The sequence below is a fragment of the Nocardioides convexus genome (assembly GCF_011090295.1).
The window spans coordinates 4,315,634-4,330,500 of sequence record NZ_JAAMYA010000001.1; the positions used below are offsets into that span (position 1 = coordinate 4,315,634).

Genomic DNA, 14,867 nt, shown 5'->3' on the forward strand with positions numbered 1-14,867 from the left:
AGCCTGATCACCAAGACCGCCGCCGAGCCTGGCCGACGCGCTGGCGTCCGGGGAGACGACCTCGGTCGAGCCTGACCCAGGTCCACCTCGACCGCATCGCGGCCGTCGACGGCTCCGCCGAGTCCGGCGTGCACGCCTTCCTCCACGTCGACGCCGAGGGTGCGCTCGCGCAGGCGGCCGCGTCCGACGCGCGCCGGGCCGCGGGTGAGACCCGGCACCTGCTCGACGGCGTGCCGATCGCGGTCAAGGACGTGCTGGCCACCGAGGGCCTGCCCACGACGTGCGGGTCCAAGATCCTCCAGGGCTGGGTGCCGCCGTACGACGCCACGGTGGTCCGCAAGGTCAAGGCCGCCGGCCTGCCGATCCTCGGCAAGACCAACATGGACGAGTTCGCGATGGGCTCCTCCACCGAGCACTCCGCCTACGGCCCGACCCGCAACCCGTGGGACCAGACCCGGATCCCCGGCGGGTCCGGCGGCGGCTCGGCCGCGGCGGTGGCGGCCTTCGAGGCGCCGCTGGCCCTGGGCACCGACACCGGCGGCTCGATCCGCCAGCCCGGCGCGGTGACCGGCACCGTGGGCGTCAAGCCGACCTACGGCGGGGTCTCCCGCTACGGCCTGGTCGCGCTCGCCAACAGCCTCGACCAGGTCGGTCCGGTGACCCGCACCGTCCTCGACTCGGCGCTGCTGCACGAGCCTGATCGGCGGGCACGACCCGCTCGACTCGACCTCGGTCGACGTACCGGTCGGCGCCTACGTGCAGGCCGCCCAGCAGGGCGCGACCGGTGACCTCGCCGGCCTCAAGGTCGGCGTCATCAAGGAGCCTGGCCGGCGACGGCTGGCAGCCCGGGGTGATGGCCCGCTTCGCCGAGACCGTGGACCTGCTGAAGGAGCCTGGGCGCGGAGGTCACCGAGATCTCCTGCCCGACCTTCGTGCACGCGATGGCGACCTACTACCTGATCCTGCCGGCCGAGTGCTCCTCGAACCTCGCGAAGTTCGACGCCATGCGCTACGGCCTGCGCGTCGTGCCCGACGGCGACCCGAGCGCGGAGGCGGTCATGAAGGCCACCCGTGACGCCGGGTTCGGCGACGAGGTCAAGCGCCGGATCATGATCGGCACCTACGCCCTGTCCAGCGGCTACTACGACGCCTACTACGGCCAGGCGCAGAAGGTCCGCACGCTCATCTCCCGCGACTTCGCCGCGGCCTTCGAGCAGGTCGACGTGCTCGTCTCGCCGACCTCGCCGACCACGGCCTTCGCGCTGGGCGACAAAGCCTGGACGACCCGCTGGCGATGTACCTGCAGGACCTGGCCACCATCCCGGCCAACCTGGCCGGCGTCCCCGGCATCTCGGTCCCGGCCGGGCTCGCCGACGAGGACGGCCTGCCCGTCGGCTTCCAGGTGCTGGCTCCGGCGCTCGCAGACGACCGGCTCTACCGGGTGGGCGCGGCCGTCGAGACCGCGCTGACCGCCCGCTGGGGCGGCCCCATCCTTGCGCAGGCCCCGGACCTGGGAGGTACCCGATGAGCGACGTGCTCGTTCCCTTCGACGACGTCGTGGCGGCGTACGACCCCGCGCTGGGCCTGGAGATCCACGTCGAGTCGAACACCAACACCAAGATGTTCTGCGGCTGCCCGGCGACCTTCGGCGGCGAGCCCAACACGCAGGTCTGCCCGACCTGCCTGGGCCTCCCGGGCGCCATGCCGGTCGTCAACGGCAAGGCCGTGGAGTCGGCGATCCGGATCGGCCTCGCGCTCAACTGCCAGATCGCCGAGTGGTGCCGCTTCGCCCGGAAGAACTACTTCTACCCGGACATGCCGAAGAACTTCCAGACCTCCCAGTACGACGAGCCGATCGCCTTCGAGGGCTGGCTCGACGTCGACGTCGATGGGGAGACGTTCCGGATCGAGATCGAGCGCGCCCACATGGAGGAGGACACCGGCAAGTCGAGCCACGTCGGTGGCTCGGACGGCCGGATCCACGGCGCCGACTACTCGCTGGTCGACTACAACCGGGCGGGCATCCCCCTCATCGAGATCGTCACCAAGCCGATCCTCGGGGCGGGGGAGAAGGCGCCGCTGGTCGCGAGGGCCTACGTCTCGGCGATCCGCGACCTGATCGTCGCCCTCGGCGTCTCCGACGCCCGGATGGACCAGGGCTCGATCCGCGCCGACGTGAACCTCTCGCTGGCCCCGAAGGGCTCGGACGTGCTCGGCACCCGCTCCGAGACCAAGAACGTCAACTCGCTGCGCTCGGTCGAGCGGGCGGTGCGCTACGAGATGTCGCGCCACGCGGGCATCCTCGAGGCCGGCGGCTCGGTCCTCCAGGAGACGCGGCACTTCCACGAGAACGACGGCTCCACCTCCTCGGGCCGCGAGAAGTCCGACGCCGAGGACTACCGCTACTTCCCCGAGCCGGACCTGGTGCCCGTCGCTCCCAGCCGGGAGTGGGTCGAGGAGCCTGCGCGCCACCCTGCCGGAGAACCCCGCCACCAAGCGGGCCCGCCTGCAGGAGGAGTACGGCTTCTCCGACCTGGAGATGCGCGACGTGTGGGCCTCCGGTGCGCTTCCGCTGATCGAGGCGACGGTCGCTGCCGGCACCTCCCCGCAGTCCGCGCGCAAGTGGTGGGTCGCGGACCTGCTGCGCCGTGCCAACGACGCGGGCGTCGAGCCTGGCCGAGGTCGGTGTCACGCCGCAGCAGGTCGCCGAGGTGCAGGCGTTGGTCGACGCCAAGACGATCAACGACAAGGCTCGCCCGCCAGGTCTTCGACGGCCTCATCGCCGGCGAGGGCACCGCCGCCGAGGTCATCGAGAAGCGCGGCCTGGCCCTGGTCTCCGACGACGGCCCGCTGCTCGCCGCGATCGACGACGCGCTGGCCGCCCAGCCGGACATCGCCGAGAAGATCCGCGGCGGCAACCACGCCGCCGCGGGTGCCGTCATCGGTGCGGTCATGAAGGCCACCCGCGGCCAGGCCGACGCCGCCCGGGTGCGCGAGCCTGATCCTGGAGAAGGCTCTCGTAGTCAAGAGGATCCACCGTGGAGGGCGCGGATTCCGGACAGACGTCCGGAATCCGCGCCCTTCGTGCGTGCACCGGTGGTGGCCCGGGGCGCCCCGTGCCACGGTGGCTGGCCTCGGGAAGTACCCGGACTCACCAGAGACAGGGGAACAACATGAAGCGCACCATCGTCACCGCCCTCGCCGGCATCGCCCTCACCGGAGGCGTCGCCCTCGCCGGTGCGGCGCCCGCGTCCGCGGCCAACTACGTCGCCGGCCCCTACGGCTCGCTGTCGAGTCGCAACAGCAGCCGGCTGACCTACGTCCACGACGGCGGCTTCAGCTACGTCGGCAGCTGCTACCGCCAGAGCAACGGCTACTACTACTTCCAGTACCGCTGAGCCTCAGGTCGTCTCGCGCAGCCCGGTCACGGAGATCCAGCCACGGTTGCCGTTCGGGGTCTCCACCGCCACCCAGGTGCGGTTGCCTCCCTGCGACTCACCGCGCCGGGTCACCCAGCGGCTGAGCACCTCGGCGCCGCGCGGCAGCGAGCCGATCCGCGCGTCGAGGGTGCTCGGGCCGCGGCGGATGTTGACCCCGGTCCGGGCCCGGTAGGCCCACTGGCCACCGGTGCACGCGACCGGCGCGCGCCCGATGTTCTGCACGTAGCGGGCCGCGATCCAGGCGTCGCGGCCGTGGATCTTGTACCAGCGCTGGTTGCCGCCGACCACGGTGCCGTTGAGCCTGGCAGTCGAGGGTGACGACCGCGCCCTTGCGGATGCCCGCGCCCGTCGTACCGACGTGGGTGGAGGGGGCCGTTCGCTGGACCACGCCACCGCTGGCGACCACCCGGCCCTGGTACGTCGGGGCGGCGGGCGCCGGTGCGGCGCCGAGGACGATCGAGGCGGCGGCGACGAGACCGGCGGCGCCGAGCGATGCGAGATGACGGTTCATGGTTCTGCCTTCCGAGAGGAGGTGCTTGCTCCCAGACAGACGCTGGGTTTCGCCGGAAAGTTGTGGGACATCATCGAGAGATGAAGCGCCGCGCCCTGCTCGTCCTCGGCCTGGTCGCCGTGGTGCCGCTGATCGCGGTGGACCCGGCGCTCGTCTTCCTCCTGCTCGACGCCGAGTCTGCTCACGCTGCTGGGGAGCGTCGGCCTCACGATGACCGCCGCCGACGTACGGCTGGCGCTGACCCGGTTCACCGGCGCCTTCGCCACCAGCCTCCCCGTGCTGGAGTCGCGGGCCGGCTGGCGGCTCACCCGGGAGGAGCCGCGGTCGCTGCTGACCGCCTGATTCGGCCGGGATGGGGCCGGCGGGGCGTGCGAAAGGTACGCTGCGCGGGATAGACTCACCACGCGTCCGTGGTGGGGGAAGCCGGTCGAAGTCCGGCGCTGACCCGCAACCGTAGGCCATCTCGAGGGTGGCGAGCCGGAGCACCCGCACCGGACGTCCTGACACCACGCTGTCGTGGACGCAGCGGTCGACGGTCTCCCCGGCGCCCGCTGCCTGCAGCGGGAAGGAACCCTCATGTCGATCCGTACGCGCGCCGGCGCCCTGCTCGCCGGCGGAGCGCTCGTCGCCTCCGGCCTGGCCCTCGCCGGCCCCAGCCCGGCGGCCCACGCCGCCGACAACCCGTCGCCCGAGGCGGCCGCGACGACCGCCTGGCTGAAGGCCCAGGCTCGTCGACGGCCTGCTGTCGGGCAACGTCGGCCAGACCGTCGACTTCGGGCTCAGCGCCCTGGCCAGCGGCACCGACACCCCCGAGTCTGCTCGCCCAGGCTCGGCGCCGGGATCGAGACGAAGCACGCCGACATCGCCGCCGGAAGCCCGACCCTGGTCGCCGAGGTCGTCACCTTCCAGGCCCAGGTCGGCAGCGCCGACAGCGGCTTCGTCCAGGCGGTCGCGGACGCCACCGACGCCACCGGCAAGTTCGACGGCGGTCAGGCCTACCAGCAGGTCTGGGGCGTCTCCGCGCTGCACGCGGCGGGCAACGCCGAGGACGCGGCTGCGGCCGGCTACCTGCGCGCCGACCAGTGCACCTCGGGCGCCTGGGGCTACGGCGTGGCGTGCGGCGACGGCACCGACTACGACACCACCGCGCGAGCCGTGCTGGCCCTGCTGCCCTTCGACGAGGACCCCCAGGTGTCCGACGCGATCGACAAGGCCGTGGGGTGGCTCGAGAGCGAGCCTTGCCCCCGACGGCGGGATCGGTGAGTCGATGTGGACCCCGATCAACACCCAGAGCACCGGCTTGGTGGCGTGGGCGCTCGGCGAGGCCGGGCGCCCTGCGGCGGCCAAGGCGGCGTCGTACGTCGCGGCGCGCCAGCCTGGTCCGGGTGACCGGGTGCGCCTCGCCGCTCGACAGCGAGCACGGCGCGATCGCCTACGGCGACGAGGACCTGAAGCAGGCGCGCACCGCCGGCAAGATCGACCCCGCGGACCGCGGCTACCAGTGGATCTGGCCGAGCGCACAGGCGCTCGCCGGCCTGGCCTACCTCGGCAACCCGGTCAGCGGCCGCGTCTACGGCCCGACCGGCTACGTCCGCTCCGGCACCACCGTCACCGTCCGGGCGACCGGCCTGCGCGCCGGCCAGAGTGCCTGCCTCGCCGGCTTCGGCAACGCCCGGACGATCGCCGGTCCGGGCTACTCCACCGTGCAGGCTGCCGGCCACCACGGGCAACCGGGTCCTCGCCCTGCGCTGGCTCGGTGGCGGCGTCACCACCACCATCAAGTCGCTGGGTGCCAAGACCTTCCGCCCGAAGCCTGCGCACCCTCCGCGTCAAGCGTGGCGGCCTGCAGGTCGTCACCGTGACCGGCCTGGCACCGGGTGAGCGCTTCACCGTCCGGTACGCCGGCCGCGCGATCCGCACCGCCACCGCCACCTCGACCGGCGTGGCCCGGGTGAGCTTCCGGGTCGGCCGGGTCAAGGGCGTCAAGAGCGTGGTCGTGCTCGGCCAGTTCTCGAACCGGCGCGGCGCGACCACCTTCCGGGTGGTGCGCTGACCGTGCGGGTCACCCGGCTGCTCGGGCCGGTCGCCGTGAGCGTCCTCGCGGCGGCCGGGCTGGCGTTCCTCTCACCGCCGCCCGCCTCCGCGGCAGGCGGCGCCTGCCCGGGCGCGACCGGCGTGACGGTCGTCGTGGACTTCAACGAGCCTGCCGGCGGGCGCGGAGGTCCAGGTCGGCTGCGACAGCCAGCCGGGCGCGCGCGCCGTCGACAACTTCGCCAACGCCGGCTTCTCCCTCACCCCGCGGGCGACCGACCCCGGCTTCACCTGCCAGATCAACAGCCAGCCGGCCGACCGCGACTGCGCGGCCACGGACGCCTTCTGGAGCCTGTGGGTCTCCGACGGCAAGAGTGGGAGGTGGACGTTCGCCACCCGGGGCGTCACCAGCCTGCGCGTCCCCGCCGGTGGCTACGTCGCCTTCGCCTGGCACCAGGGCGCCGGCCAGGCGAGCCCGCCGGACGCCGTACCGACCCCGCGGGTGCCGAAGGCCACCCCGACGCCCTCGTCCGCGCCGAGCACCAAGGCCACCCAGGGCGCCAAGACCGGTGGCTCCGCGGGCGGGCCGAAGCAGGCCCCGTCCGCGACGCCGACAGCCTCGAGCGCCGCGGCGAGCGCGACACCGAGCGCGACACCGACCGCGAAGCCCACGCCGAAGACGACGACGGCCGTTCCCACGACGGGTACGCCGGGCGCAGCGAGCAGCAGCGCGCTGCCGGAGGTCGCGGAGATCACCGCCGGCCCGGAGACCGACACCGCGCACGCCGAGGACGACAGACTCCTCCCTGGGCACCTGGATCGGCGTCGGCACGGGCGCGGTCGTGCTGGGCGCGGCCGGCGCCGTACCGCTGATCCGGCGCCGGCTGGGCTGACGGACGGCGATGAGGATCCCGCGGGACCTGCATCCCGTCGCCTGGTGGGTCTGGGCGCTGGGACTGGCGGTCGGTACGTCGTTCACGACCAACCCCTTCCTGCTCGCCCTCCTGCTCGGCGCGATCACGCTGAGCGTCCTCACCTGCCGCTCGGACCAGCCGTGGGCGCGCTCGTTCCGGCTCTACGTCTGGCTGGGCGTGGTGCTGGTGGTGATCCGGATCGTGTTCCGGGTCCTGCTCGGCGGTGACGTGCCGGGTCACGTGCTCTTCACCCTGCCCTCGGTGCCGCTGCCGGACTGGGTGGCGGGGATCGACCTGCTCGGGCCGTTCACCCGCGAGGAGCCTGCTCGCCGCGACCTACGAGGGACTGCGCCTCTCGACCCTGGTCATCGCGGTCGGCGCCGCCAACGCGCTGGCCAACCCCAAGCGGCTGATGAAGTCGCTGCCGCCCGCCCTCTACGAGATCGGCACGGCGATGACGGTCGCCATCAACGTGCTGCCGCAGGCTCGCCGACAGCGCCGCCCGGGTGCGGGCCGCGCAGCAGCCTGCGCGGGGGAGCCGAGGGGCGCGTCCGCGGCCTGCGCCGGGTCCTCGTGCCGGTGCTGGAGGACGCCTTCGAGCGCTCGCTCGCCCTGGCCGCCGGGATGGACGCACGCGGCTACGGCCGCAGTGGCGCGGCGACACCCGCCCAGCGCCGTACGACGGGCGGGCTGATGGTGGCCGGCCTGCTGGGCGTCGTGGTCGGGGTCTACGCCTTCCTCGACGCCTCCGCGCCGCGGCTGCTCGCCCTGCCGATGCTGCTCCTCGGCACCGTCGTCGCGTTGGCGGGCTTCGTCTCGGCCGGGCGCCGGGTCGAGCGCACCCGCTACCGGCCGGACCGCTGGCGGCCCGCGGAGATCGCCGTCGCGCTGTCCGGGCTCGCCACCGGTGCGGGCCTGTGGGCGGTCCAGCGCTGGGAGCCCGACGTGGCCTACCCAGGTGTCGCCGGCGTACCGGCGATCTCGCCGCTCGCCCTCGTCGCCGTCCTGGTCGCGGTGCTGCCGGTCTGGGTGGCCCCGCCGCCGCTGACCGCGCACAGCCGGGAGCACAGCAGGGAGGCGGTGAGCGCGCCGTGATCGAGCCTGCGCGACGTCCGGTTCGCCTACGACGAGCACGGCATCCCCGTCCTCGACGGTGTCGACCTCACCCTCGACCCCGGTGAGTCTGGTCGTGCTGGCCGGGCCCACCGGCGTCGGCAAGTCCACCCTGCTCGGCGTCGTCGCCGGACTGGTCCCCGGCTTCAGTGGTGGCGTGCTGAGCGGCGAGGTGCTGCTCGACGGCTCCACCGTGATCGGGCTGCCGGCCCGCGAGCGCGCCCACGCCGTCGGGTACGTCGGGCAGAACCCGCCCGCGTGGTTCGTCACCGACACGGTCGAGGAGGAGCCTGGCCTTCGGCATGGAGCAAGCTGGGCCTCGCTCCGGCGACGATGCGGCGCCGGGTCGAGGAGACCCTCGACCTGCTGGGCATCGCCGAGCCTGCGGCACCGCGACCTGCGCACCCTGTCCGGCGGCCAGCAGCAGCGGGTCGCGATCGGCGCCGTGCTGACGACCCACCCGCGACTGCTCGTGCTCGACGAGCCGACCTCCGCGCTCGACCCGACCGCCGCGGAGGACGTGCTCGCCACGCTCACCCGGTTGGTGCACGACCCGGACGTCGCGGTGCTGCTCGCCGAGCACCGGCTGGAGCGGGTCGTGCCCTTCGCGGACCGGCTCTGCGTGCTCGAGCCGGGTGGGCGGCTGCGCGTCGGCGACCCCGCTGAGGTGCTGCGCGACGCCCCGACCGCACCACCACTGGTCGAGCTCGGCCGGCTGGCCGGCTGGGACCCGCTGCCGCTGACGGTGCGCGATGCCCGCCGCCGCGCGCCCGCGCTGCGCGAGCGGCTGCCCGGTCCGCCGCTCCGCCCGGTGCCGCCCGCCGCCGCCCCGCTCGTGGAGACCCGCCGGCTCGTCGTCAGCCACGGCCGGACGCCCGTCCTGCGCGAGGTCGACCTGACCCTGCGGCCCGGCACGGTCACCGCGCTGATGGGCCGCAACGGCGCAGGGAAGTCCACGCTGCTGTGGACCCTCCAGGGCCGCCACCGGGCGTCGAGCGGCACGGTGCGCGTCGCCGGCCAGGACCCGGCGGCGCTGCGGCCCGAGCAGCGCCGTACGACGACCGGGCTGGTGCCGCAGAGCCCGGCCGACCTGCTCTACCTGGAGACCGTCGCCGAGGAGTGCGCCGTCGCGGACCGGTCGGCCGATGCCGCCGACGGCACCTGCCGCGACCTGCTCGACCGGCTCGCTCCCGGTATCGACGAGACCCGGCACCCGCGCGACCTGTCCGAGGGTCAGCGGCTCGCGCTGGCCGTCGCGATCGTGCTCACCGCGCGGCCGCCGGTGCTGCTTCTCGACGAGCCGACCCGCGGACTGGACTACCCCGCGAAGCACGCCCTCGCCGCCGTGGTCCGCGACCTCGCCACCGAGCACGCCGCCGAACGGGCCGTGCTGGTGGCGACCCACGACGTGGAGTTCGTGGCGCAGGTCGCCGACGAGCTTGGTCGTGCTGGCCGAGGGCGAGGTGGTCACCCACGGCCCGGTCGCCGACGCCGTCGCCGCGTCCCCGGCCTTCGCGCCCCAGGTCACCAAGGTGCTCGGACCGGGTTGGCTCACGGTCGCCGAGGTCGCCGCCGCCCTGGAGCAGCCATGAGCGACGGCGTCGCGGTCCCGCTCGCCGCCCGCTCCCGGGTGGTCCTGGTGCTCACCTCGGTGATCGGCCTGCTCATGCTGGCCTGGCCGCTGCTGCTCGACGTGGACCCGAGCGCCCAGCGCGTCGACCCGCCGTTCCTCTTCCTCGCCCTGCTGCCGCTGCTGCTCGCGGTGGTCGCCGCCGAGCCTGAGCGAGGGCGGCATGGATGCGCGGGTGCTCGCCCTGCTCGGCGTCCTCAGCGCCGTCAACGCGGTGCTCCGCCTCCTCAGCGCCGGTACGGCGGGCCTGGAGCTCGTCTTCTTCCTGCTGATCCTCGGCGGCCGCGTGTTCGGCGCGGGCTTCGGCTTCGTGCTCGGTTGCACCTCGCTGTTCGCCTCCGCACTGATGACCGCGGGGGCCGGCCCCTGGCTGCCGTTCCAGATGCTCGTCGCGGGCTGGGTCGGGATGGGCGCCGGGCTGCTGCCGCGACGCTTCACCGGGCGCGCGGAGATCGTCCTGCTGGCGGCGTACGGCGTGCTGTCGGCCTACCTCTACGGGCTGCTGATGAACCTCCAGGGCTGGCCGTTCATCGCCGGCGTGCAGGTGCCGGGGCAGGACTCGACCGCGGTGTCGTACGCACCGGGGGCGCCCGTGCTGGAGAACCTGCACCACTTCCTGGTCTACACGGTGCTGACCTCCACCGGCGGCTGGGACACCGGCCGGGCGATCACCAACGCGCTCGCCATCGCCCTGCTCGGACCGGCGGTGCTGACCACCCTGCGCCGGGCCTCGCGGCGGGCGCGGATCACGCGCACTCCGGCGCCTGACCGGGGCTAGGGGTCGATCAGCAGGATCTGGTCGTCGTCGGCACCGACCGTGCCGCGGCCGTCCTTGTTGCTCGTGGTCAGCCAGAGCCGTCCGTCCGGCGCGGCGACGACGGTGCGCAGCCGGCCGTATCCCTCGTCGCCCTCGCCGCCGGTGAAGTACGCCGTCGGGTCGCTCACCTGGCCGCCCGCCACCTTGATCCGCCACAGCCGCTCGCCGCGGAGCGCGGCCATCCAGAGGTACCCGCCGGCGTACGCCAGGCCCGAGGGCGAGGCCTCGGAGGTCTTCCAGGTCAGGCTGCGGGGGAGTGAACCGCTTCGCGCCGCCGAAGCCCTCGACCACCGGCCAGCCGTAGTCCTCGCCGGGCAGGATCCGGTTGAGCTCGTCGGCCTTCTTGTCGCCGAACTCCGTGGCCCACAGCGAGCCGTCGGGGTCGAAGGCGAGGCCCTGCACGTTGCGGTGGCCCCACGACCACACCGCCGTCCCGAACGGGTTGTCGGGAGCAGGCTTGCCGTCGGTGGTGATCCGCAGGATCTTGCCGGCCAACGACTTCCTGTCGCGCGCCAGGCGGTCGTCGCCGGTCTCGCCGGTGGAGACGTAGAGATAGCCGTCGGGCCCGAAGACCATCCGGCCGCCGTCGTGGCGCAGCCCGGCCGGGATGCCGGTGAGCACCGGCTCGGGCGTGCCCAGGCTCTCGCCGTCGAGGCGCGCGCGCACGACGCGGTTGTCCTCGGCGGTGCTGACGTAGAAGTAGAGCAGCCCGTCGCTGGCGAAGGCGGGGGAGACGGCGACGCCGAGCAGGCCGGCCTCGCCCTGCGGGTCGGCCTGCGGGATCCTCCCGAGCTCGACGACCTCGCCCTGCTGCTTCGAGGTGCCGTCGGTGAGCGGCGGCGGGGTCACGTGCAGCACCCGGGCGGAGTCGCGCTCGGTGACGATCGCGCTGCCGTCGGGCAGGAATCCGATCCCCCACGGGGTGGCCAGGCCGGTGGCGATCGTCGCCACGACGTCCGGCACGCCGTCGATCACGACCGTGCTCGCGCCGTCCGCGGTGCTCCCGGTCGGCGCGGAGGTGCCGGCGACCTCGATCCGCGACTCGTTGCCACCCTGGCCGCACCCGGCGGCCAGCAGCCCGACGACGAGCAGACCGGCCACCGAGCGGCGGTTCATCCGATGCCCTCGAGGAAGTCCAGCAGCAGTCTGGTGCACCCGCTCGGGCTGCTCGAGCCTGGACGAAGTGGGAGCCGCGCAGACTCGACGTACTCGGACGGGACGCCGCGCTCGGCGAGCCGTCGGGAGGCCGTGGCCATGTCCCGCGCACCGGCCAGGACGTCGTACGTCGCGGCGACGAACATCGTCGGCACGTCGATCTTGCTCAGCCGCACCCGGGTGTGGCGCGAGGTGGCGATGGCGAGCCGGGCGTACCAGTCGACCGGGGTGGTGACGAACTCCTGGAGGCCGATCGCGGCGGCGTCGGGGTCGGGCACGGGGAACATGAAGCCGGTGTGGCCGAGCAGCCTCACGGTGCGCGGGCCCATCGGCAGGCGCCGGGCGATCGGGTTGGCGACCAGGCCGGCGTGCGCGGCGACCCGGCAGGCGTTGACGGTGATCGCGCGGGCCACGAAGCGGGGCAGGTGGAAGGGCGCGAGCATGGTGGCGAAGGTGTCTCCGGGGACGCCGCACATCGCGAAGATCCCGCGCACCCGCTCGGGGTGGCGGTAGGCGAGCTCGAAGGCGGTGTTGACGCCCATCGACCAGCCCATGAGCACCGCGTGGTCGATCCCGAAGTGGTCCATGACCGAGAGGCCGTCCTGCACGAAGTGCTCGATCTCGACGTGCCTGCTGTCGCGGGGGCGCTCGGAGCCGCCGACGCCGCGGTGGTTCCACGACACGATCCGGACACCGCACTCGGGGTCCAGCAGCCACGGCCACAGGTAGGCGTTGGTGCCGAGGCCGTTGCACAGCACCACGGTCGGACCGTCGATCACCCCGTCGGGGTCGTTGGTCCAGGCCCGGACGTGGGTGCCGTCGTCGGACAGGATGTCGCGGAAGGCCAGGGACGTCGTCCGGACGACCTGTGGCGGGCGGGGAGCAGGGGTCGCCATGCCCTGATTCTGCCCGACCCGCGCGTGCGGGGCCTCGCGGCTAGGCGCGGAGCGAGACGGGGGCGTCGCGCCGGGCCGCGGCGGAGGTGGCTGCACGCTCGGCCAGGAAGCGCTCCACCTCCTCCCGCTCGGCACGGCGCCGGGTGCAGGCCGTCAGCGCGATCATCGCGTTGCGGCGGGCCTTCAGCCTGGGCCCGGTGCTCGGTGTCGTGGGCCCAGGCGCGGGACAGGGAGAGAAGGGACATGGTGACGCCTCCGGGGCGGTGGCGGGTGGGAGGTCCCACGCTAGGAGCCGGTGGTGTGCCCCGGGTCACTCCGGGGTGACATCTGGGTGAATCGGCTGCCGGGTGGCCCGGGTCGCGCCGACGCTGGCGACCACGACACAGCCGACCGCCAGCCACTGCACGGGCGCCAGGTCCTCCCCGACCACGACCAGCCCGGCGAGCGCGGCCGCGGCCGGCTCCAGGCTCAGCAGCACGCTGAAGGTCGCCGCCGGCAGCGTGCGCAGGGCGACCAGACTCGGCGCTGTAGGGCACCACCGAGTCGAGCAGGCCGACCGCGGCCCCGATGAGCAGGATGCGCGAGTCGGCCAGGTCGCCGCCGTCGACCGTCACCAGGAGCGGGGAGACCAGGACGACCGCGATCAGGGCCGCCGCCGCGAGCCCGTCGATGCCCTGCCAGCGGGCCCCGGTCGCGGCGCTGGAGAGGATGTAGCCCGCCCAGGCCGCCCCCGCGAGCAGCGCGAAGCCGATCCCGGCCGGGTCGAGGTGGCCGTGCTCGAACCCGAGCAGGACCACGCCGACCGCGGCGAGCAGCACCCACGCCAGGTCGCGGGGCCGGCGGAAGCCGACGGCGGCCAGCACCAGGGGGCCGACGAACTCGATCGTCACCGCGACGCCGATCGGGATCCGGGAGAAGGACTGGTAGATCGCCCAGTTCATGGTGCCCAGGCAGGCGCCGTACCGGACGACGACCCACCAGTCCGCCCGCGAGCGGCCCCCTGAGCCGGGGCCGTGCCCACACCAGCAGCACGACGGCGCTGGTTGCCAGCCTGAGCCAGACCACGCCGTCGGGCTCGATGTCGGAGAAGAGCAGGCTTCGCGAAGCCGGCGCCGAGCCTGCACCGAGGCCACGCCGACCAGCACCAGACCGACCGCGGTGGGCAGCGAGGGCCGGTGCGTGGGGGTCATCCCGACAACCTAGGCGCCCGACCGATGACTTCCGGTCCCGGGCGGGGTCATCCTGGGAGAAGGCGACGGACAGGAGACTGGGATGACGACGATCCTCATGGTCGGCACGCGCAAGGGGCTGTGGGTGGGCACCTCCCCGGACCGCGACGAGTGGACCTTCACCGGGCCGCACCACGACATGGAGGAGGTCTACTCCTGCCTGGTCGACACCCGTGGCGGCACGCCCCGGCTCTTCGCCGGTGCCTCGTCGAGCCTGGCTGGGCCCGCAGGCTGCGCTGGTCAGACGACCTCGGTGCGAGCCTGGCAGGAGACGCCGAACGGCGCGATCCGGTTCCCCGAGGGCGCGGGCGCCAGCGTGGAGCGGATCTGGCAGCCTGGTGCCCGGGGTCGAGGAGGGCGTGCTGCACGCCGGCACCGAGCCGGGCGCGGTGTTCACCTCCCGTGACGGCGGTGCGTCCTTCGCGCTCGAGGAGGGCCTGTGGAACCACCCGCACCGGCCCCGGTGGGATGCCGGCTTCGGGGGACAGGCCTTCCACACCGTGCTCCCGCACCCCGCCGACCCGGACTCGCTGACCGTCGCCATCTCCACCGGCGGCGTCTACCGCACCACCGACGGCGGCGCGTCCTGGGCGCCGCGCAACCAGGGCATCCGGGCCGACTTCCTGCCCGAGGAGCAGCGCTACCCCGAGTTCGGCCAGTGCGTGCACAAGGTGGCTCGGCACCCCTCGCGCCCCGAGCGGCTCTACGCGCAGAACCACGGCGGCGTCTACCGCTCCGACGACGAGGGCGGCTCGTGGACCTCGATCGGCGACGACCTGCCGAGCGACTTCGGCTTCCCGATCGTGGTGCACCCGCACCGGCCCGACACGATCTGGGTGTTCCCGCTCGGCGGCGGCGAGCGCCGCTACCCGCCCGAGGCGAAGGCTCGGGTGTGGCGCTCCGACGACGCGGGGGAGTCCTGGGCGTCGTACGGCGAGGGGTTGCCGGACGCGTTCTACGTCGGTGTCATGCGCGACGCCCTCTGCGTCGACTCCGGCGACCCGGCCGGGCTCTACTTCGGCGCCCGCAACGGCTCGGTCTGGGCCTCCGCCGACGACGGCGAGTCCTGGCGCCAGATCGCCGCGGACCTGCCCGACGTGATGTCGGTGAAGGTCGGCGTCGCCTAGGGTG

At 74.0% G+C, this 14,867-nt stretch carries 13 protein-coding genes, 4 pseudogenes and 1 riboswitch; of the genes and pseudogenes, 12 read left to right on the forward strand and 5 right to left on the reverse strand.

The features are described from left to right. The first annotated feature begins 3 nt into the window (after positions 1–3). The 3 genes and pseudogenes from gatA to G5V59_RS31940 all read left to right on the forward strand — a co-directional run bounded on the left by gatA (position 4) and on the right by G5V59_RS31940 (position 3,398). A pseudogene (gatA, locus tag G5V59_RS31930) lies at positions 4–1,528 on the forward strand (Asp-tRNA(Asn)/Glu-tRNA(Gln) amidotransferase subunit GatA). Then, positions 1,525–2,997, forward strand: a pseudogene (gene gatB / locus G5V59_RS31935) (Asp-tRNA(Asn)/Glu-tRNA(Gln) amidotransferase subunit GatB); the annotation flags it as partial. The pseudogenes gatA and gatB, both read left to right, overlap by 4 nt. A 176-nt stretch (positions 2,998–3,173) precedes the next feature. After that, positions 3,174–3,398, forward strand: a complete 225-nt coding sequence (locus tag G5V59_RS31940) for a hypothetical protein (RefSeq protein WP_278259133.1) — start codon at positions 3,174–3,176, stop codon at positions 3,396–3,398. Positions 3,399–3,495: 97 nt separating this feature from the next. On the opposite strand, the gene G5V59_RS31945 is transcribed toward G5V59_RS31940, so the two are convergent. Further along, the gene (locus tag G5V59_RS31945; protein WP_278259134.1) at positions 3,496–3,951 is read right to left on the reverse strand and encodes a hypothetical protein; all 456 of its coding nucleotides are present in this window, start codon (positions 3,949–3,951) and stop codon (positions 3,496–3,498) included. 80 nt (positions 3,952–4,031) lie between these two features. Here G5V59_RS31945 and G5V59_RS31950 point away from each other — a divergent pair, with 80 nt between their 5' ends. The 7 genes and pseudogenes from G5V59_RS31950 (at position 4,032) to G5V59_RS31980 (ending at position 10,417) form a co-directional block, all read left to right on the forward strand. Beyond that, complete coding sequence (locus G5V59_RS31950) at positions 4,032–4,346, forward strand: hypothetical protein (protein ID WP_278259135.1); 315 nt, start codon at positions 4,032–4,034, stop codon at positions 4,344–4,346. Beyond that, a riboswitch (cobalamin riboswitch) is annotated at positions 4,317–4,460 on the forward strand. (Overlaps the previous gene by 30 nt.) Positions 4,461–4,527: 67 nt before the next feature. Then, complete coding sequence (locus G5V59_RS31955; protein WP_278259136.1) at positions 4,528–5,214, forward strand: hypothetical protein; 687 nt, start codon at positions 4,528–4,530, stop codon at positions 5,212–5,214. Between the two features lie 4 nt (positions 5,215–5,218). Next, entirely contained in the window at positions 5,219–6,004 is a 786-nt protein-coding gene (locus G5V59_RS31960; protein ID WP_278259137.1) for a hypothetical protein, read from the forward strand. A gap of 2 nt (positions 6,005–6,006) precedes the next feature. Continuing rightward, positions 6,007–6,855 (forward strand): hypothetical protein, encoded by an 849-nt coding sequence (locus tag G5V59_RS31965; protein ID WP_278259138.1) that lies wholly within the window; start codon positions 6,007–6,009, stop codon positions 6,853–6,855. Between the two features lie 29 nt (positions 6,856–6,884). Next, positions 6,885–7,991, forward strand: a complete 1,107-nt coding sequence (locus tag G5V59_RS31970) for an energy-coupling factor transporter transmembrane protein EcfT (RefSeq protein ID WP_278259139.1) — start codon at positions 6,885–6,887, stop codon at positions 7,989–7,991. A gap of 94 nt (positions 7,992–8,085) precedes the next feature. Beyond that, positions 8,086–9,369 (forward strand): annotated as a pseudogene (locus G5V59_RS31975) (ATP-binding cassette domain-containing protein); the annotation flags it as partial. A gap of 433 nt (positions 9,370–9,802) precedes the next feature. Further along, positions 9,803–10,417, forward strand: coding sequence for an ECF transporter S component (locus G5V59_RS31980; protein ID WP_341351348.1), 615 nt, complete (start codon positions 9,803–9,805; stop codon positions 10,415–10,417). Here the strand turns inward: G5V59_RS31980 and G5V59_RS38175 are convergent. The 4 genes and pseudogenes from G5V59_RS38175 to G5V59_RS32000 form a co-directional block, all read right to left on the reverse strand. Continuing rightward, a complete protein-coding gene (locus G5V59_RS38175; protein ID WP_341351349.1) occupies positions 10,414–10,911 on the reverse strand; it encodes a PQQ-dependent sugar dehydrogenase in 498 nt (165 codons plus the stop codon). The two genes, G5V59_RS31980 and G5V59_RS38175, sit on opposite strands and share 4 nt — an antisense overlap. After that, positions 10,799–11,572: pseudogene (locus G5V59_RS31990) on the reverse strand (PQQ-dependent sugar dehydrogenase); the annotation flags it as partial. The gene G5V59_RS38175 and the pseudogene G5V59_RS31990, both read right to left, overlap by 113 nt. Further along, positions 11,569–12,390, reverse strand: coding sequence for an alpha/beta fold hydrolase (locus G5V59_RS31995; protein ID WP_278259140.1), 822 nt, complete (start codon positions 12,388–12,390; stop codon positions 11,569–11,571). The gene G5V59_RS31995 and the pseudogene G5V59_RS31990, both read right to left, overlap by 4 nt. Further along, positions 12,387–13,697: a hypothetical protein gene (locus tag G5V59_RS32000; protein WP_278259141.1), complete on the reverse strand. Its 1,311-nt coding sequence runs from the start codon at positions 13,695–13,697 to the stop codon at positions 12,387–12,389. Before G5V59_RS32000 ends, G5V59_RS31995 begins: the two co-directional genes overlap by 4 nt. A gap of 82 nt (positions 13,698–13,779) precedes the next feature. On the opposite strand from G5V59_RS32000, the gene G5V59_RS38180 reads away from it, so the two are divergent. Together G5V59_RS38180 and G5V59_RS32005 are read left to right on the forward strand one after the other, a co-directional pair. Next, a complete protein-coding gene (locus G5V59_RS38180) occupies positions 13,780–14,142 on the forward strand; it encodes a hypothetical protein (protein WP_341351080.1) in 363 nt (120 codons plus the stop codon). Then, a complete protein-coding gene (locus tag G5V59_RS32005) occupies positions 14,075–14,863 on the forward strand; it encodes an exo-alpha-sialidase (protein ID WP_341351081.1) in 789 nt (262 codons plus the stop codon). The genes G5V59_RS38180 and G5V59_RS32005 overlap by 68 nt, the downstream gene beginning before the upstream one ends. Positions 14,864–14,867 lie beyond the last annotated feature (4 nt).